A 17,650-nucleotide genomic window follows, 5' to 3' on the forward strand; every position below is an offset into this window, starting at 1 on the left:
TTGGTAGTAGGTGAGTGATGGGGTGACGCAGGAAGGTAGTCCATCCCGGGCGGTGGTTGTCCCGGGGTAAGGGTGTAGCCCGAGTGGTAGGCAAATCCGCCACTCATGCAGGGTGAGACCTGATGCCGAGCCGATTGTGGTGAAGTGGATGATCCTATGCTGTCGAGAAAAGCCTCTAGCGAGTTTCATGGCGGCCCGTACCCTAAACCGACTCAGGTGGTCAGGTAGAGAATACCGAGGCGTTCGGGTGAACTATGGTTAAGGAACTCGGCAAAATGCCCCCGTAACTTCGGGAGAAGGGGGGCCACACCCGGTGATCCGATTTACTCGGTGAGCTGGGGGTGGCCGCAGAGACCAGCGAGAAGCGACTGTTTACTAAAAACACAGGTCCGTGCGAAGCCGTAAGGCGATGTATACGGACTGACGCCTGCCCGGTGCTGGAACGTTAAGGGGACCGGTTAGCTAGGATTCGTCCTGGCGAAGCTGAGAACTTAAGCGCCAGTAAACGGCGGTGGTAACTATAACCATCCTAAGGTAGCGAAATTCCTTGTCGGGTAAGTTCCGACCTGCACGAATGGCGTAACGACTTCTCGACTGTCTCAACCATAGGCCCGGTGAAATTGCACTACGAGTAAAGATGCTCGTTTCGCGCAGCAGGACGGAAAGACCCCGGGACCTTTACTACAGTTTGATATTGGTGTTCGGTTCGGCTTGTGTAGGATAGGTGGGAGACTTTGAAGCGGGCACGCCAGTGTTCGTGGAGTCGTCGTTGAAATACCACTCTGGTCGTGCTGGATGTCTAACCTGGGTCCGTGATCCGGATCAGGGACAGTGTCTGATGGGTAGTTTAACTGGGGCGGTTGCCTCCTAAAGGGTAACGGAGGCGCCCAAAGGTTCCCTCAGCCTGGTTGGCAATCAGGTGTTGAGTGTAAGTGCACAAGGGAGCTTGACTGTGAGACCGACGGGTCGAGCAGGGACGAAAGTCGGGACTAGTGATCCGGCGGTGGCTTGTGGAAGCGCCGTCGCTCAACGGATAAAAGGTACCCCGGGGATAACAGGCTGATCTTCCCCAAGAGTCCATATCGACGGGATGGTTTGGCACCTCGATGTCGGCTCGTCGCATCCTGGGGCTGGAGTCGGTCCCAAGGGTTGGGCTGTTCGCCCATTAAAGCGGTACGCGAGCTGGGTTTAGAACGTCGTGAGACAGTTCGGTCCCTATCCGCTGTGCGCGTAGGAGTCTTGAGAAGGGCTGTCCCTAGTACGAGAGGACCGGGACGGACGAACCTCTGGTGTGCCAGTTGTTCTGCCAAGGGCATGGCTGGTTGGCTACGTTCGGGAGGGATAACCGCTGAAAGCATCTAAGCGGGAAGCCTGCTTCGAGATGAGGACTCCCACCCACTTGATGGGGTAAGGCTCCCAGTAGACGACTGGGTTGATAGGCCGGATATGGAAGCCAGGTAACTGGTGGAGTTGACCGGTACTAATAGGCCGAGGGCTTGTCCTCAGTTGCTCGCGTCCACTGTGTTAGTTCTGAGGCAACGACCGTTGCCGGCTTTTGAGCTGAACGCATAATAGAAGAGTGTGCTTGTTCGCTCGAAACCATTAGGGTTTCGGTGGTCATAGCGTGAGGGAAACGCCCGGTTACATTCCGAACCCGGAAGCTAAGCCTCACAGCGCCGATGGTACTGCAGGGGGGACCCTGTGGGAGAGTAGGACGCCGCCGAACAATCTTTGGAGGACCCCTGGTCACCAGCGTTCAGCTGGGACCAGGGGTCCTTTTGTTTTTACAATGCTTGCGGTACCGAAGACAGGAGTCACCGATGTCCACCAACTCTCCCGACGACCGTCCGGAGCGCGACCAGCGGCGCAGGGATGGTGGGGATCGCGGCGATCGTAGCGACCGCGGTGGCTTCCGTCGCGGTGGTGACCGCAACGACCGTGACCGTGACCGGGGCGGCTACGGCCGTCGTGACGGTGACCGTGGCGACCGTGGTGAGCGCGGCGATCGCGGTGACCGTGGTGGCTTCCGTCGCGACGACAGTCGTGGTGGCGGCGGTTACGGTCGCCGTGATGACCGCCGTGATGATCGGCGTGATGACCGGCGTGATGACCGCCGTGACGGGGATCGCGGGTACCGGCCGTCATACCAGCGGGACGACCGCGACCGTGACCGTGACCGTGGGCCGCGTCGGGACGACCGGGATCGTGACCGCGGGTTCCGCCGGGACGACCGCGGGGACCGTCCCGCCTTCCGGCGTGACGACAGCCGCGGTGGCGGCGGCTACGGCCGCCGAGGTGACGAGCGCGGCGACCGTGGTGGGTTCCGGCGCGACGACAACCGTGGAGGCGGCGGCTACGGCCGGCGCGACGACCGGCGTGATGACCGCCGCGACGACCGGCGCGGTGACGACCGCGACCGCGGGTTCCGCCGTGACGACCGCCGGGATGACCACCGCGGGGACCGCGGTGGCTTCCGTCGGGACGACCGGCGTGACGAGCGCCGTGACGAGCGCCGTGACGACCGGCGGGACGAGCATCGCGGGGACCGCGGCGGGTTCCGTCGGGACGACCGGCGGAACGAGCATCGCGGGGACCGCGGCGGGTTCCGTCGGGACGACCGGCGGGACGAGCGCCGTGACGACCGGCGTGACGACCGGCGCGATGACCGCCGTGATGACCGCCGTGACGGCGACCGTGGTGGCTTCCGTGGGCGGGACGACCGTGGTGAGCGCGGGGACCGTGGTGGGTTTCGTGGGCGGGACGACCGTGGGGGCCGTGGGCCGCGTCGTGACGACCGCGGTGGTCGGCCCGGTGGCTTCCGTGGCCGCGGTGACGACGACCGGCGTGGCGGTGGGCGCTTCCGTGATGAGCGCGACCGCGACCGGGACCGTGACCGTGAGCCGATCAAGCGGCTGCCGATCCCCGAGGAGGTCACCGGCGACGAGATCGACAAGGACGTGCGCCAGGAGCTGCAGAGCCTGCCGAAGACGCTCGCGGACGATGTTGCACGGAACCTGGTGATGGTCGCCCGGCTGATCGACGAGGACCCCGAGGCGGCGTACGGCTACTCCAAGGTGGCACTGCGGCTGGCGTCGCGGGTCGCCGCGGTGCGGGAGGCCGCCGGGTTCGCGGCGTACGCGAACCAGAAGTACAGCGAGGCGCTGGCGGAGTTCCGGGCGGCGCGGCGGATGACCGGGTCCGTGGAGCTGTGGCCGGTGATGGCCGACTGCGAGCGCGGGCTCGGGCGGCCGGAGAAGGCGCTGGACATGGCCGGTGCGCCCGAGGTGCACAAGCTGGACAAGGCCGGCCAGGTGGAGATGCGGCTCGTCGCGGCCGGTGCCCGGCGGGACATGGGGCAGCTGGACGCGGCCATCGTGACGCTCCAGAGCCCGGAGCTGGCCTCCAACGCCGTGCACCCGTGGACCGCGCGGCTGCGGTACGCCTACGCCGACGCGCTGCTCGCGGCAGGGCGGGAGCGTGAGGCGCGGGACTGGTTCGCGAAGGCCGTCGAGGCGGACCGGGACGGCAGCACGGACGCGTCGGACCGGCTCGCCGAGCTGGACGGTGTCGAGTTCGTGGACGCGCTGGACGAGGACGCGGCTCAGAGCGACGCCGACAAGGACGAGGACGACCGTCAGGACTGACGGATGTGACTGAAGGGGCGGGACTGCGGTCCCGCCCCTTTTCGTTTGTCCTGCCTTTCGATGCCCTGCCTTCGTATTGCCCTGCCTCCGTATCCCTGCCTCAGTGGTCCAGGGCGCGCAGGACCAGGCCGGACGCCGGCTTGGGGCCGAAGGACGTGGACTTGCGGGGCATGGTGACGCCCTGGCGGGCGAGGTCGCGGACGACTTCCTCGCGGACCGGGTGCATCAGGACGGCCGTACCGCCGTCGTGTTCCGCCTTGGCGACGGTGGCGGCCGCGTCGTGGATGTAGGCGATGTGGGCCGGGGAGTCCTCGGGGATGTCCCACACGTGGTCGAGGAGGGTGGCGTGGAGGACGGTGGCGTCCAGGGAGCGCCAGGCCTCGGGGCGGTCGGCGGGGACCGTGCGGGCGAGCAGGGCCGGGTCCGGGCGGTCGATCAAGTGGAAGGCGCCGTCGCCGGCGAGGAGAAAGGCGTTGCCGTCGTCCGTGGCGTCGCCCAGAGCCGTGAGGGCCTCGGTGAGGGTGGCGTCCAGGCGTCGTACGCGGAACCGGCCGTCGAGGGCCGCCAGGGCGTCCGGGACGGGCAGGCCGTGCAGCAGGCGGTGGATGGCGCGGACGCGGAGCGGGTAGCGGGCCGTGTCGACCAGGAGGACCAGGCCGTAGTCCCAGGGGCTCGGGGAGGCGTGCTCAGCGCGGAGCCTGCGGTAGGTGGCCCAGCGGTGGTGGCCGTCGGCGATGAGGGCCTGGTGGCGGGCCAGGTCGGACTGGATGCCGGCCACGTCGGAGGGGTCGGTGACGGCCCACAGGCGGTGGTGGAAGCCGTCCTCGGTGGTGGTGGACAGCACGGGCGGGAGCTCGGCTATGCGTTCGATGACGGCCGAGGTGTCGGTCGCCGAGCCGTTGCCCCGGTAGGTCAGCAGGAGCGGTTCGAGGTTGGCCTGGGTGGCGCGCATCAGGGCGGCGCGGTCGGCGACGACGTGCGGCATGACGTCCTCGTGCGGCAGGACCACGCACTCGGAGGGCTCCGAGACGCGCAGGGCGCCTATGACGCCGCGTTGCAGGAGGCCGGCGCCGTCGTGCTGTTCGTAGACGTAGAAGCCGGGCTCGGCGTCGGCGGTCAGCACGCCCTCGGCGAGCCAGCGGCGCAGGGTGTCGGCGGCCTGTGCGTTGCGCTCGGTGGGGGTGGCCGCCTGGGGAAGTATGAGGCGGACGATGTTGTGGGGGTCCGCGGCCTCCAGGTGGTGCAGGCCGTCGGGGCGTACGACGACGTCGTACGGCGGGGATGTCACGGCCGCCAGACTGCCGACCCGGTCGGGGTCGTAGCGCAGGCCTCGGAACGGGGTGAGTTCCAGGCCTCGGGGCGCCATTGCTTCCGAGTGACCCGCAAGGTTCATCCCGGCATCGTACGTGTGTCAGTGCCATGGGGGATGATCGGGGGAACGGGGAGCACGAGCGTAGGCGGACGAGGAGCGGTGGAATGAGCCAGAGCGTCAGGACGAGGCCCGCGGGCAGTGCGCGGGCGCTGAGCGAGGTGTACGACACGGCTCTGCTCGACCTGGACGGCGTGGTGTACGCCGGGGGGAACGCGATCGTGCACGCGGTCGAGTCGCTGGCGGCGGCCCGGGCGGGCGGGATGCACCTGGCCTACGTCACCAACAACGCGCTGCGCACCCCGGACGCCGTGGCCGAGCACCTCACCGAGCTGGGCATAGCGGCGGAGGCGTCGGACGTCATCACCTCCGCGCAGGCCGTGGCGCGGCTGATCGCCGAGCAGGTGCCCGCGGGGGCGCGGGTGCTGGTGATCGGCGGTGAGGGGCTGCGGGTGGCGCTGCGGGAGCAGGGCCTCGTGCCGGTGGAGTCGGCGGAGGACGAGCCGGCGGCGGTGGTGCAGGGATATGGCGGGCCGGAGCTTCCGTGGGGGCGGTTCGCCGAGGCCTGTTACGCGATCGCGCGGGGAGTGCCGTGGTTCGCGTCCAACACCGATCTGACCATTCCCGGTGCGCGGGGGATCGCGCCGGGGAACGGGGCCGCGGTGGAGGTCGTGCGGATCGCGACCGGTGCGGAGCCGCAGGTGGCGGGGAAGCCGTTGCCCCCGATGCACCGGGAGACGATTCTGCGGACCGGGGCCGAGCGGCCGCTGGTGGTGGGGGACCGGCTGGACACGGACATCGAGGGGGCGTTCAACGGGGGTGTGGACTCGCTGCTGGTGCTGACCGGGGTGACCGACGGGGCGCGGTTGCTGGCGGCGGAGCCGCGGCATCGGCCGACGTATGTGGACGCGGATCTGCGGGGGTTGCTCGTCGGGCAGCCGGAGGTCGTCGAAGCCGGGGAGGGGTTCCGGTGCGGCGGGTGGACGGCTGTGGCCGGGCGTGAGCGGCTGGAGTTGGAGGGGGAGGGCACGGCGTTGGACGGGTTGCGGGCGTTGTGCGCGGTGGCCTGGACCGTCGCGGGGGACGGGGTCTGCGAGCTGGACGGGGGCAAGGCGCTGGCTCGGTTGGGGTTGTGACCCGCCCGCCCACGGTGCCCGCCCGTGGTGCCCCGCCCGTCGTGACCCTCCCGTGCCGCCCCGGCGGCACGACTGCCCGCGGTCACGCCGGTTACGGAACCGCTGGTGGCGCTGTTCTGGATCTTGATTGGGTAGGAGGGTAGGCTAACCTAACCGCGTGTTGGTTGAGAGTCCTCCCGAAGAGCGCGCGGTGACCGCTCCCGCGCCCCCGAACCGACGGGCGATACGGGCCGTTGGGCTGCTCGTCTCCGTGGCGATTCTCGCGGCCGTCGCGCTGGCGAGTATCGCGATCGGTGCCCGAGGGCTGTCTCTGGAGCAGGTCTGGCACGGCCTGTTCGAGGACTCGGGGACCTATGGCGACATCGTCGTCGCGGACCGGCTGTCGCGGACCGTCCTCGGTCTGCTCGCCGGAGCCGCGCTCGGTCTGGCCGGTGCCGTCCTGCAGGCGCTGACACGCAACCCGCTGGCCGATCCCGGACTGCTCGGCATCAACGCCGGTGCCTCCGCGGCCGTCGTCACCGCGACCACCTTCCTCGGCGTCACCAGCCTCAGCGGCTATGTGTGGTTCGCGTTCTGCGGCGCGGCCGCGGTCGGTGCGCTGGTCTGGTTCCTCGGTGGCAGCCGGGGCGCCACACCGGTGCGGCTCGCGCTCGCCGGCACCGCCATCAGCGCGGCCCTCTACGGCTATCTGCAGGCCATGATGATCCTGGACGAGGCGGCGCTGGGTGTGATGCGCTTCTGGACCGTGGGTTCGCTGACCTCGGCGACCAACGAGAGCATCCTCCAGGTACTGCCGTTCATGGTGGCCGGCATGGTGCTCGCGCTGGGCCTGGCCCGGCCGCTGAACGCCATGGCCATGGGTGACGACACCGCCAAGGCGCTCGGCGCCAACCTCAACCGCACCCGGGTGCTGGCCATGCTCGCCGCGACCGTGCTGTGCGGTTCCGCGACCGCCGCGTGCGGGCCGATCGTGTTCGTCGGGCTGATGGTGCCGCACGTGGTGCGCTCCTTCACCGGCCCGGACCTGCGCTGGATCCTGCCGTACGCGGCCGTCCTGTCGCCGGTGCTGCTGCTCGGCGCCGATGTCATCGGCCGGGTCGTCGCCCGGCCCGCGGAGATCCAGGTCGGGATCGTCACCGCGATCCTGGGCGGCCCGGTCTTCATCTTTCTCGTACGACGGCGAAGGACGGCCCAGCTGTGAGGACCGCGGTGAAGACCACCGGAGAAGGCACTGCGGCGAAGCCCGCTCGGGCGACCCGCGCGCTGCGGACCCCCGGCGGGCTGTCCGTGCGGCTGGACGTCCGGGCCGTCACGGTCGTCGTGCTGCTGCTGGTCGCCGCGCTCGCCGCGAGCGTCGTGCTGATCGGCACCGGCGACTTCCCGATCCCGGCCGCCGACGTGGTCCGGACGCTGATGGGCGACGGCGACCCCGGGCAGGAGTTCATCGTCAACGAGCTGCGGCTGCCGCGGGTCCTGGTCGGTCTGCTGGTGGGTGCGTCGCTGGGGCTCGGCGGCGCGCTGTTCCAGGCCATCTCCCGCAACCCGCTGGGCAGTCCGGACATCCTCGGTCTCGGGCAGGGGGCGACGGCCGGCGCGCTCGTGATGATCGTGCTGTTCTCCGGCAGCGCCACCGAGGTCACCATGGGTGCCCTGGTGGGCGGCCTGGTGACCGGTATGGCCATCTATCTGCTCGCCTGGAAGCGGGGCGTGCACGGCTATCGGCTCGTTCTGGTCGGTATCGGTGTGTCCGCGATCGTCACGGCCGTCAACGGTTACCTGATCACCAAGGCCGACCTCGTCGACGCCTCCCGCGCCGTCGTCTGGATGACCGGCTCCCTCAGCGGCCGCGACTGGGCGCAGGTGTGGCCGTTGCTCGCGCTGTGCGCCGTGCTCCTCCCGCTCGTCCTCGCCAACGGACGCGGGCTGCGGATGATGGAGATGGGCGACGACGTATCCAACGCCCTCGGCGTGCGCGTGGAGCGCGTACGGATGTTGCTGATGGTGTCCGCCGTGCTGCTCACCGCGGCCGCCACCGCCGCGGCCGGACCGGTCAGCTTCGTGGCGCTCACCGCGCCGCAGCTCGCCCGTCGGCTGACCCGCTCGCCCGGGCCGAACCTGCTGCCGTCACTGTGCATGGGGGCCGCTCTCCTGGTCACCGCCGACTGGGTCTCGCAGCGGATCTTCGGCGCGGACCAGCTGCCCGTCGGCGTGGTCACCGGAGTGGTCGGCGGCGGCTACCTGCTGTGGCTGCTGGTCGCCGAGCGCCGGGCGGGCCGGATATGAGCGACCGTCCGATGAACAACCGAAGGAGCACCGTGAACCGACTGTCCGCCGAGAACGTCACCCTCGCCTACGACCAGCGGGTCATCGCCGAGCAGCTCTCGGTGGAGATCCCCGACAACTCCTTCACCGTGATCGTCGGCCCGAACGCGTGCGGCAAGTCCACCCTGCTGCGGGCGCTGTCGCGGATGCTGAAGCCGAGCCAGGGCCGGGTGCTGCTCGACGGTCAGGTCATCCAGTCGATGCCCGCGAAGAAGGTCGCCCGCACCCTCGGCCTGCTGCCGCAGTCGTCGATCGCGCCGGACGGCATCACCGTCGCCGACCTGGTCGGCCGCGGCCGGTACCCGCACCAGGGCCTGCTGCGGCAGTGGTCGACCGAGGACGAGCGGGTCGTCCAGGAGTCCATGGCGCAGACCGGGGTCGCCGAACTCGCCGACCGCTACGTCGACGAGCTGTCCGGCGGTCAGCGGCAGCGCGTGTGGATCGCGATGGCGCTCGCCCAGCAGACGCCGCTGCTGCTGCTCGACGAGCCGACCACCTACCTCGACATCCAGCACCAGATCGACGTCCTGGACCTCTGCGCCGAGCTGCACGAGGAGCAGGGCCGCACGCTCGTCGCCGTGCTGCACGACCTCAACCACGCCGCCCGGTACGCCACGCACCTCATCGCGCTGCGCGGCGGCGAGGTCATCGCCCAGGGCGCGCCGAACGACATCGTCACCGCCGAGCTGGTGGAGCAGGTCTTCGGGCTGCGCTGCCAGGTCATCGACGACCCGGAGACCGGGACCCCGCTGGTGGTGCCGGCCGCGCGCAAGGCACGCGCCGGGGCCCGCGAGGAGCTGGCGAAGGTGGCGGCTACAGAAGCTTCCTGAGCCGGAACAGGTCGGCCAGGCTCGCTTCCAGTTTCACCCGGCCCGAACCCCACGCCCTGGCGAAGTGCAGCTCGCCGTCGACCAGCGCCACCAGGTCGTCCCCGGTCATCGCGAGCCGGATCTGCGCCTTCTCGGGGGGCGGGCCCTGCACGGTGTCCCGCACCTCGATCCGGCCACCGCTCATGCGGCCGACGAAGGTGACGTCCAGGTCCTTGATGTGGCAGCTCACCGAGCGGTCCAGGGCCGCCGCCTCGCGGACGTTCCCTTCGGCGCGCTGCATGCTGTCCGAGAGCTTGTCGAGTGCGCTGCGGCACTCCTCGATCGTGGCCATCGAGGTCGACGTTACCCCAGGGCTTCGGGGTAGCGTCGGGGCATGAACGACGCAGCAGCCGTGCCGGACGAGGGAGACGTGCCGGACGGACCGGAGCGACCGGCGGACGAGCCGGTGGGCGGGGCGGTGGACGAGCCCGCGTACGACCCGGCGTACGACCTCGCCGCCCCGGCCCCGCTGGAGGTGCCGCGCACGCCCACCGGCAACGCCGACGTCGATGCCGCGCTGGACCGGCTGGCCGACGCCGACCACCTCGCCACGGACGGGCACGTCGAGGTGTACGAGGATGTATACCGGGGGCTGCGCGACGCGCTCACCGCGCTCGACGCCCGCCCGGGACCTCCGGCGCCCCCCTCGACGTACGGCAATAGGAGCTGAACCGAACGTGGCAGGAGTCGCACGCCGCCGTCTCGACGCGGAGCTGGTCCGCCGGAAGCTCGCGCGCTCGCGCGAGCACGCCAGCCAGCTGATCGCCGCCGGGCGGGTCTCCGTCGGCAAGACCGTCGCGACCAAGCCCGCCACTCAGGTGGAGACCGCGGCGGCCATCGTGGTCACCGCCGACGACAACGACCCCGAGTACGTCTCCCGGGGCGGTCACAAGCTCGCCGGGGCGCTGCAGGCGTTCGTGCCGCAGGGGCTGGTCGTCGAGGGGCGGCGGGCGCTGGACGCCGGCGCGTCCACCGGGGGGTTCACGGATGTGCTGCTGCGGGCGGGCGCGGCACACGTCGTCGCCGTCGACGTCGGTTACGGGCAGCTGGCCTGGACTTTGCAGAGCGATGAACGCGTCACCGTCAAGGACCGTACGAACGTACGGGAGTTGACGCTCGAGGCGATCGACGGAGAACCTGTGGACCTGGTCGTCGGGGATCTGTCCTTCATCCCGCTCGGACTGGTGCTGCCCGCCCTGGTGCGGTGCGTGCGGCCGGACGCCGACCTGGTGATGATGGTGAAGCCGCAGTTCGAGGTGGGGAAGGAGCGGCTGGGCAGCGGGGGAGTCGTACGGAGTCCGCAACTGCGGGCGGAGGCCGTGCGAGGAGTGGCCGAGAAGGCGTGGGAGCTGGGGCTCGGGGTGAAGGGTGTCACCGCCAGTCCGCTGCCCGGTCCTTCCGGCAATGTCGAGTACTTTCTGTGGCTGCGGGCCGGTGCTCCCGAGCTGGACCCGGCCGACGTTGACCGTGCAGTGGCGGAGGGGCCGCGTTGACACCGAACCGAGCTCGTACTGTTTTCCTGCTGGCCCACACCGGGCGTCCGGCAGCCATTCGCAGCGCCGAGCTCGTGGTGAAAGGGCTCCTGAGGTCCGGGATCGGGGTGCGGGTCCTGGAGGCGGAGGCGCGGGACCTGCCGCTGCCGGACGAGGTGGAGCTGGTCGGCGAGGCGACTCCGCAGTGCCTCGACGGGTGCGAGCTGCTGATCGTGCTGGGCGGCGACGGCACGCTGCTGCGCGGGGCCGAGTTCGCGCGGGCGTCCGGTGTGCCGATGCTCGGGGTCAACCTCGGGCGGGTCGGGTTCCTCGCGGAGGCCGAGCGGGACGACCTCGACAAGGTCGTCGACCGGGTCGTGACCAGGGCGTACGAGGTCGAGGAGCGGATGACCGTCGACGTCGTCGTGCACAGCAACGGCGACATCGTGCACACCGACTGGGCGCTCAACGAGGCCGCCGTGCAGAAGGCCGGCGCGGAGAAGCTGCTCGAGGTGGTGCTGGAGATCGACGGGCGGCCGGTCACGGGGTTCGGCTGTGACGGGATCGTGCTGTCGACGCCGACCGGGTCGACGGCGTACGCGTTCTCCGCGGGCGGGCCCGTGGTGTGGCCCGAGGTGGAGGCGCTGCTGATGGTGCCGATCTCCGCGCACGCGTTGTTCGCGAAGCCGCTGGTGACCTCGCCGGATTCCGTGCTCGCGGTGGAGGTGCTGCCGCACATTCCGCCGGGCGTGCTGTGGTGCGACGGGCGGCGGACCGTGGAGCTGCCGCCGGGAGCGCGGGTGGAGGTGCGGCGGGGGGCCGTGCCGGTGCGGCTGGCCCGGCTGCATCACGCGTCGTTCACCGACCGGCTGGTGGCCAAGTTCGCGTTGCCGGTGTCCGGGTGGCGGGGGGCGCCGCACTAGTCGTCGTGCGCCATCCGAGAGGGTGGTTCTTCGTCGTCGGCGGGTGCGGGTTCGTCGTGGCTGGTCGCGCGGTTCCCTGCGCCCCTGAGGTGGGCCCGCTCACGTGGGTGACAGGGGTGGGGTGGTCGCACTCACGGACCCGGACCTCGTAAGGTCGTGTCCGTGTTGGAGGAGATGCGGATACGGTCGCTCGGTGTCATCGATGACGCCGTCGTCGAGCTGTCGCCCGGGTTCACCGCGGTCACCGGTGAGACGGGTGCGGGCAAGACCATGGTGGTCACCAGCCTGGGCCTGCTGCTCGGTGGGCGCGCGGACCCGGCGCTGGTGCGGATCGGGGCCGACAAGGCCGTCGTGGAGGGGCGGATCGCCCTGCGGGCGGACGCCTCCGTGGCCGTGCGGGCCGAGGAGGCCGGCGCCGAGCTCGACGACGGGGCGCTGCTGATCAGCCGTACCGTCTCCGCCGAAGGGCGGTCGCGGGCCCATCTGGGCGGGCGTTCCGTGCCGGTGGGGCTGCTGGCCGAGCTGGCCGACGAGCTGGTCGCCGTGCACGGGCAGACCGACCAGCAGGGGCTGCTGAAGCTGTCCCGGCAGCGGCAGGCGCTCGACCGGTACGCCGGGGACACGGTGACCGTGCCGCTCGCCAAGTACAGCGAGGCCTACCGGCGGCTGCGGGCCGTCTCCGCGGAGCTCGAAGAGATCACCACGCGCGCGCGTGAGCGGGCCCAGGAGGCCGACATGCTGCGCTACGGCCTCGACGAGATCGCCGCCGTGGAGCCGCGCGCCGGGGAGGACGCCGAGCTGGCGGCGGAGGCCGAGCGGCTGGGGCACGCCGAGGCACTGGCGTCCGCCGCCGCCGCCGCGCACGCCGCGCTGGCGGGCAACCCGGAGGACCCCGAGGGGGTCGACGCCTCGACCCTGGTCGCGGGCGCCCACCGGGCCCTGGAGGCCGTACGGTCGCACGATCCCGCGCTCGCCGCGCTCGCCGAGCGGATCGGGGAGATCGGGATCCTGCTGGGTGACGTGGCCGGGGAACTCGCGGGGTACGCCGACGACCTCGACGCCGACCCGCTGCGGCTCGCGGCCGTCGAGGAGCGGCGGGCCGCGCTGAGCGCGCTGACACGGAAGTACGGCGAGGACGTCGGCGCGGTGCTGGCCTGGGCCGAGCGGAGTGCCGCGCGGCTGACCGAGCTGGACGGCGACGACTCGCGGATCGAGGAGCTGACCGCCGAGCGGGACGCGCTGCGGACCGAACTGGGCGGACTCGCGCAGGCCCTGACGGACGCGCGGACGGAGGCCGCCGAGCGCTTCGCCGCCGCCGTGACCGCCGAGCTGGGCTCGCTCGCCATGCCCCACGCACGGGTGTCCTTCGCCATCCGGCAGACCGAGGACCCGGAGGGCGTCGAGGTCGGCGGGCGGACCGTGGCGTACGGGCCGTCCGGTGCCGACGAGGTCGAGCTGCTGCTCGCCCCGCACCCCGGGGCGCCGCCCCGGCCCATCGCCAAGGGGGCGTCCGGCGGTGAGCTGTCCCGGGTGATGCTGGCCGTCGAGGTGGTGTTCGCCGGGACGGATCCCGTGCCGACGTATCTCTTCGACGAGGTCGACGCGGGCGTCGGCGGCAAGGCCGCGGTGGAGATCGGGCGGCGGCTGGCACGGCTCGCGAAGACCGCGCAGGTGGTCGTCGTGACACACCTGCCGCAGGTCGCCGCCTTCGCCGACCGGCAGTTGCTGGTGGAGAAGACCAACGACGGATCGGTCACCCGGTCCGGCGTGAAGGTGCTGGAAGGCGAGGAGCGGGTCCGGGAGCTGTCCCGGATGCTGGCCGGGCAGGAGGACTCCGAGACCGCTCGGGCGCACGCGGAGGAACTGCTGGCGGCGGCCAGGGGCGACGCCGGGTAGCCGGTGCCCAGGGGGCGAGACGCCCCCTAGGGTGGGCGGATGATCGTTTCCCTCGGACCGTCCGCCGCCCTCACTCGCGCCGCCACCGCCCTCCTCCGCGCCACCGCCCCCGGTGGCCGGGAAGCCTGGCGGCGCGAGAACTACGCCGGCCGCAGCGTCGAGTTGTACGCCGGTCCCGCCGCCGCTCTCGCCACGGCCGTCGGCGTCGCGCGGATACGGCCCGCCGCCGGGGTCGCCGTGGCGGTCGCCGGGGTGTGCGGGGCGTACGACGACTTCGCCGGGGCGGGTGACCCGCGGCGCGGGTTCCGCGCGCATCTGTCCGCGCTCCGGGACGGCCGGGTCACCAGCGGTGCCGTCAAGCTCCTCGGGATCTCCGCCGCCGGGCTGCTCGCGGGCGCGCTGATGAAGGAGCGGGCGGTGGACAAGGTGCTGGCGGGGGTGGTGATCGCCGGGGCCGCGCACGCCGTGAACCTGGTGGACGTACGGCCTGGGCGCGCCGCCGGAGCCGCGCTGGCTCTCGGGCTGCCGGGGCTGCTGCGGAAGGGGCCCGGCGCGGAGATGGCGGCCACTGTGATGGGGGCGGCGGGAGCCGTGCTGCCGGACGACCTCGCGGAGCGGGCGATGATCGGGGACGCCGGGGCGCACGCGCTGGGCGCGGCGCTCGGGGCGGCGGTCGTCGCGGGGAGCGGGCGGGCCGGGCTGGTCGCGCATGCGGCGGCGGTGGTGGCGGCGGCCGTTCACGGGCAGCGGGTGAGCGCTTTCGCGGGCGGGGGAACGGGTGAGGGCGCCGCAACCTCGTGAACCGGGACCCGGGGAGCGGGGGAGTGCGTTCGGCGGCGCGTGGGAGTGAGTCGGCGGGGTTCGGGTGCGGGGTGATGGGACACGCGTGGGGGTCGGGTCACGGGTGAGGGACGTCAGGTCACCCTCGTGCAGGACCGGTTCACTCGTGTGGGGGATGTGAGATGGCGCGTTGTCCAGGCGCGGGCGGCGCTCGGGTGTGCGGGGTTCCCGGAACGGGCGTACGGGCTGGCATCCTTGGCGGAGTACGGGGAGGACCCGCGCGGTACACCCCTCCGCCCGATCCCTCTGTACGTTTCTCCGTGACCGCCGTGACCGACCGACGCCGAACCAGGAGCCCGGGCACGTGACCCCCGTGAGCAGCCCGTCACCGCACGGCCAGTCGTCGCTGCGCACCGTGCAGGTGCTGGGCGGAGGCAACGCCGGCAGCAGCGCGCATGTGCGCTCGCTGGCCGCGGGGCTCGTCGCACGGGGCGTGCGGGTCACCGTGTGCGCCCCCACCGAGGCCGATCACACCTACGACTTCACCGGGGCCGGCGCCGAGCACGTGCACATCCCGCGCAGCAGTGATCCGGTCTCCGTGGCCGCGCTGCGGACGGCCTGCGCGAACGCCGACCTGGTGCACGCGCACGGGCTGCACGCCTCCTTCCGCGCGGCGCTCGCGCTCAGCGGCAAACACATCCCGCTGGTCGTCACCTGGCACAACCGGGCGCACGCCGAGGGAGCGCGCGGTCAGCTGCTGCGGCTGCTGGAGCGGCGCGTGGTGAAGGCCGCCGCCGTCGTGCTCGGCACCAGCTCGGACCTGGTGGACGGGGCCCGCCGCACCGGCGCCCGGGACGCGCGGCTGGCCGCCGTGTCCCTGCCGGGGCCGCGTACGGCGGTGGAGCGCGGTGACCCGGACCGGCAGCGGTCCAAGGTGCGGGCCGAACTCGGCGCGATCGGGCGGCCGTTGCTGCTGGCGGTCGGCTCGCTGGACCGGCAGCGCGGCTACGACCTGCTGCTGGACGCCGCGCGGCGGTGGCGGGAGCTGGATCCCGCGCCGCAGGTCGTCGTGGCGGGCGAGGGTCCGCTGCGGGCGGAGCTGCAGGGCCGGATCGAGGACGAGGAACTGCCGGTGCGGCTGGTCGGACAGCGGGACGACGTGGCCGCGCTGCTGGACGCCGCCGATCTGGCGCTGCTGCCGGGCGGCCGGGAGTCGCGGTCGGTGCTCGCGCAGGAGGCCCTGCACGGCCGCGTGCCGCTCGTCGCCACCGCCGTCGGCGGGGTCCCCGAGCTGGTCGGGGACGCGGCCGAACTGGTCCCGGCCGGGGACGCGGTGGCGTTCGCGGCGGCCGTCGTACGGCTGCTCGGGGACCGGGAGCGGCGGGAACTGCTGCGGGAGCGGGGTGTGCGGCAGGCGGCCACCTGGCCGACGGAGGACGAGACCGTCGCCCAAGTGCTCAGTGTGTACGACGAGTTGACCCAGCCCCGGCCGATGATCTAACCCACGTGCCGGCGGGCGCGCAGGGCCAGGCTCAACGCCAGGACTGTCTGCGGGTCGTCGAGGTCGGTGCCCAGCAACTCGCCGATGCGGGCGAGGCGGTTGTAGAGGGTCTGCCGGTTCAGATGGAGTTCGCGGGCGGTCTCCGCCTTGCGGCCCGCGTGCGCCAGATAGGTCTCCAGGGTGGGCAGCAGCGGGGGTCGGGAGCGGCGGTCGTGGTCACGGACCGGGCCGATCGCCCGGTCGACGAACGCCGCGAGGTCGGGGTGGTCGCGCAGCCGCCACAGCAGCAGGTCGATGTCGAGGCGGCGGGCGTCGTACCAGGGGCGGTCGGTCAGACCCTGGGCCGCGGTCGCCGTCTCCGCCGCGTGCCGCAGCCCGGCCGACGCCGCCGCCCAGCCGCCCGCCACGCCGACGACCACGACCGGCGGCTGCGCGCCCGGCCGCTGCATCCCGGCCCGCTCCACCCCGGCCCGCAGCGCCGCCGCGACCCGGTCGGCGACCGCCGAGCGCTCCGACTCCGAGCGCAGGCCCAGCAGCAGGGGGACGCGGCCCTCCACCGGTCGTACGCCCAGCAGGACCGGCACGCCCACCGACGCCAGTTCCTCGGCGACCGCGCGTGCCAGCACCGCCCAGCCCCCGCCGGGGGAGAGCCCGTCGCCGAGCCGCATCACCACCGGCAGCAGCGGGCCGGCGCCCGGCTTGAAGCCGAGGACGCGGGCCTGGGCGGGGGCGTCGTCGGCGGCGATCCGGCCTTCGGCGAGGTCGGTGAGGAAGTCGCCGCGCCCGCGCGCGGCCAGCTCCTCCTCCTGCCGGGCCTGCATCAGGACGACGGCGAGGATGCCGGCGGCGCGTTCGGCGGCGATCCGGTGGACCGGCGCCAGCGGGCCGCGCACCGGCAGCAGCACCAGGCGGGCGCGGACCGAGCCGGTGCCGGGACCGCCGCCCGGCACGTCCACCAGCACCGAACCGGCGGGCGGCGGGGCGTCCTTGTGCGGGCCGCGCAGCCCCTCCCACACCTGGAGCGGGTCGGCGCCCTCGGGGCCGGCGCCGGCGGCGTACAGCAGTTGCCCGTCGGAGGTCTCCAGGAAGACCGGGTTGGCGCCGAAGTCGGCGAGGATGCCGAGGACCTGCGGGACCCCGCCGCCGCCGAGCAGGGCCTCGGTGCAGCGGCGGTGCACCTCCTCGGCGCGCTGGAGCAGGGCGTAGTGGCCGTTGACGATCTCGGTGTGGATCTCCTCGGTGACCGTCACGAACGGCACCTCGCGGTGCAGTTGGACCAGCGGCAGCCCGGCCGCGCGGGCCGTCTCGACGAGGGCGGCGGGCAGCCTGGCGAAGCGCGGGCCCAGCTCCACCACCAGGGCCGCGATGCCGCGTTCGGCGAGGGTGCGCACGAACGCGCGCTGCTCGGCCGGACGGGTGCCGAGGCCGTACCCGGTGGTCAGCAGCAGTTCGCCGCCCTTGAGCAGGGAGGCGATGTTGGGCACCTCGCCCGCGTGGACCCAGCGCACGGTGCGCTGCAGCCGTTCCGCCCCTGCCAGCACCTCGGGGAGCCCGCTGCGCAGACCGGGCAGTTCCAGTGCCCGTTGAACGGTGATCCCGGCGCCCGTGCTGTCGAATCGGCTGTCCATGCAGCGGACGCTACCGGCGCGCGCGTTCCGGCGACATCTCCGGGCGGTTACGGGAGCGATCACGGGGCGCCCGGGCCCGACAATGCGTCGCCCCGGGCGCCGGATTGCAC

General features: G+C 72.2%; 15 protein-coding genes and 2 rRNA genes (1 of these 17 only partly in view). 14 read left to right on the forward strand and 3 right to left on the reverse strand.

Going from position 1 to position 17,650, the window contains the following annotated elements:
* The 4 genes from ACSU6L_RS29470 to ACSU6L_RS29485 form a co-directional block, all read left to right on the forward strand.
* Positions 1–1,504: ribosomal RNA gene (locus ACSU6L_RS29470) — 23S ribosomal RNA — on the forward strand; it begins 1,618 nt to the left of the window's first position.
* 105 nt (positions 1,505–1,609) lie between these two features.
* Positions 1,610–1,726: ribosomal RNA gene (gene rrf, locus ACSU6L_RS29475) — 5S ribosomal RNA — on the forward strand.
* A 146-nt stretch (positions 1,727–1,872) separates the two neighbouring features.
* Positions 1,873–3,021 carry a hypothetical protein gene (locus ACSU6L_RS29480; protein ID WP_437065112.1) on the forward strand — a complete coding sequence of 383 codons (1,149 nt, stop codon included), beginning with the start codon at positions 1,873–1,875 and terminating at the stop codon, positions 3,019–3,021.
* A complete protein-coding gene (locus ACSU6L_RS29485) occupies positions 2,913–3,644 on the forward strand; it encodes a hypothetical protein (RefSeq protein ID WP_437065113.1) in 732 nt (243 codons plus the stop codon). Before ACSU6L_RS29480 ends, ACSU6L_RS29485 begins: the two co-directional genes overlap by 109 nt.
* Before the next feature lie 100 nt (positions 3,645–3,744).
* On the opposite strand, the gene ACSU6L_RS29490 is transcribed toward ACSU6L_RS29485, so the two are convergent.
* Complete coding sequence (locus tag ACSU6L_RS29490; protein ID WP_437061641.1) at positions 3,745–5,037, reverse strand: DUF1015 domain-containing protein; 1,293 nt, start codon at positions 5,035–5,037, stop codon at positions 3,745–3,747.
* A gap of 83 nt (positions 5,038–5,120) precedes the next feature.
* Here ACSU6L_RS29490 and ACSU6L_RS29495 point away from each other — a divergent pair, with 83 nt between their 5' ends.
* The 4 genes from ACSU6L_RS29495 (at position 5,121) to ACSU6L_RS29510 (ending at position 9,301) form a co-directional block, all read left to right on the forward strand.
* Positions 5,121–6,149, forward strand: coding sequence for an HAD-IIA family hydrolase (locus ACSU6L_RS29495; protein ID WP_437061643.1), 1,029 nt, complete (start codon positions 5,121–5,123; stop codon positions 6,147–6,149).
* A gap of 157 nt (positions 6,150–6,306) precedes the next feature.
* Positions 6,307–7,350: a FecCD family ABC transporter permease gene (locus tag ACSU6L_RS29500; RefSeq protein ID WP_437061645.1), complete on the forward strand. Its 1,044-nt coding sequence runs from the start codon at positions 6,307–6,309 to the stop codon at positions 7,348–7,350.
* An 8-nt stretch (positions 7,351–7,358) separates the two neighbouring features.
* Entirely contained in the window at positions 7,359–8,432 is a 1,074-nt protein-coding gene (locus ACSU6L_RS29505) for a FecCD family ABC transporter permease (RefSeq protein WP_437061647.1), read from the forward strand.
* A complete protein-coding gene (locus tag ACSU6L_RS29510) occupies positions 8,429–9,301 on the forward strand; it encodes an ABC transporter ATP-binding protein (protein ID WP_437061649.1) in 873 nt (290 codons plus the stop codon). Before ACSU6L_RS29505 ends, ACSU6L_RS29510 begins: the two co-directional genes overlap by 4 nt.
* Here the strand turns inward: ACSU6L_RS29510 and ACSU6L_RS29515 are convergent.
* Entirely contained in the window at positions 9,285–9,632 is a 348-nt protein-coding gene (locus tag ACSU6L_RS29515; protein WP_437061651.1) for an SCP2 sterol-binding domain-containing protein, read from the reverse strand. The two genes, ACSU6L_RS29510 and ACSU6L_RS29515, sit on opposite strands and share 17 nt — an antisense overlap.
* A 42-nt stretch (positions 9,633–9,674) precedes the next feature.
* On the opposite strand from ACSU6L_RS29515, the gene ACSU6L_RS29520 reads away from it, so the two are divergent.
* From ACSU6L_RS29520 to ACSU6L_RS29545, 6 genes are all read left to right on the forward strand, one after another.
* The gene (locus ACSU6L_RS29520) at positions 9,675–10,010 is read left to right on the forward strand and encodes a hypothetical protein (RefSeq protein ID WP_437061653.1); all 336 of its coding nucleotides are present in this window, start codon (positions 9,675–9,677) and stop codon (positions 10,008–10,010) included.
* Between the two features lie 7 nt (positions 10,011–10,017).
* Positions 10,018–10,833 (forward strand): hemolysin, encoded by an 816-nt coding sequence (locus ACSU6L_RS29525; protein WP_437061655.1) that lies wholly within the window; start codon positions 10,018–10,020, stop codon positions 10,831–10,833.
* Entirely contained in the window at positions 10,830–11,735 is a 906-nt protein-coding gene (locus ACSU6L_RS29530; protein WP_437061657.1) for an NAD kinase, read from the forward strand. Before ACSU6L_RS29525 ends, ACSU6L_RS29530 begins: the two co-directional genes overlap by 4 nt.
* Positions 11,736–11,909: 174 nt before the next feature.
* Positions 11,910–13,631 carry a DNA repair protein RecN gene (recN, locus tag ACSU6L_RS29535; protein WP_437065114.1) on the forward strand — a complete coding sequence of 574 codons (1,722 nt, stop codon included), beginning with the start codon at positions 11,910–11,912 and terminating at the stop codon, positions 13,629–13,631.
* Positions 13,632–13,670: 39 nt separating this feature from the next.
* Positions 13,671–14,432: a hypothetical protein gene (locus tag ACSU6L_RS29540; protein ID WP_437061659.1), complete on the forward strand. Its 762-nt coding sequence runs from the start codon at positions 13,671–13,673 to the stop codon at positions 14,430–14,432.
* Positions 14,433–14,775: 343 nt separating this feature from the next.
* Complete coding sequence (locus tag ACSU6L_RS29545; RefSeq protein WP_437061661.1) at positions 14,776–15,912, forward strand: glycosyltransferase family 4 protein; 1,137 nt, start codon at positions 14,776–14,778, stop codon at positions 15,910–15,912.
* Here ACSU6L_RS29545 and ACSU6L_RS29550 read toward each other — a convergent pair.
* Positions 15,909–17,540 carry a PucR family transcriptional regulator gene (locus ACSU6L_RS29550; RefSeq protein ID WP_437061663.1) on the reverse strand — a complete coding sequence of 544 codons (1,632 nt, stop codon included), beginning with the start codon at positions 17,538–17,540 and terminating at the stop codon, positions 15,909–15,911. The genes ACSU6L_RS29545 and ACSU6L_RS29550 overlap by 4 nt on opposite strands.
* Between the last annotated feature and the right edge of the window lie 110 nt (positions 17,541–17,650).

The organism is Streptomyces sp. enrichment culture (genome assembly GCF_964272855.1).
Lineage (GTDB): Bacteria > Actinomycetota > Actinomycetes > Streptomycetales > Streptomycetaceae > Streptomyces.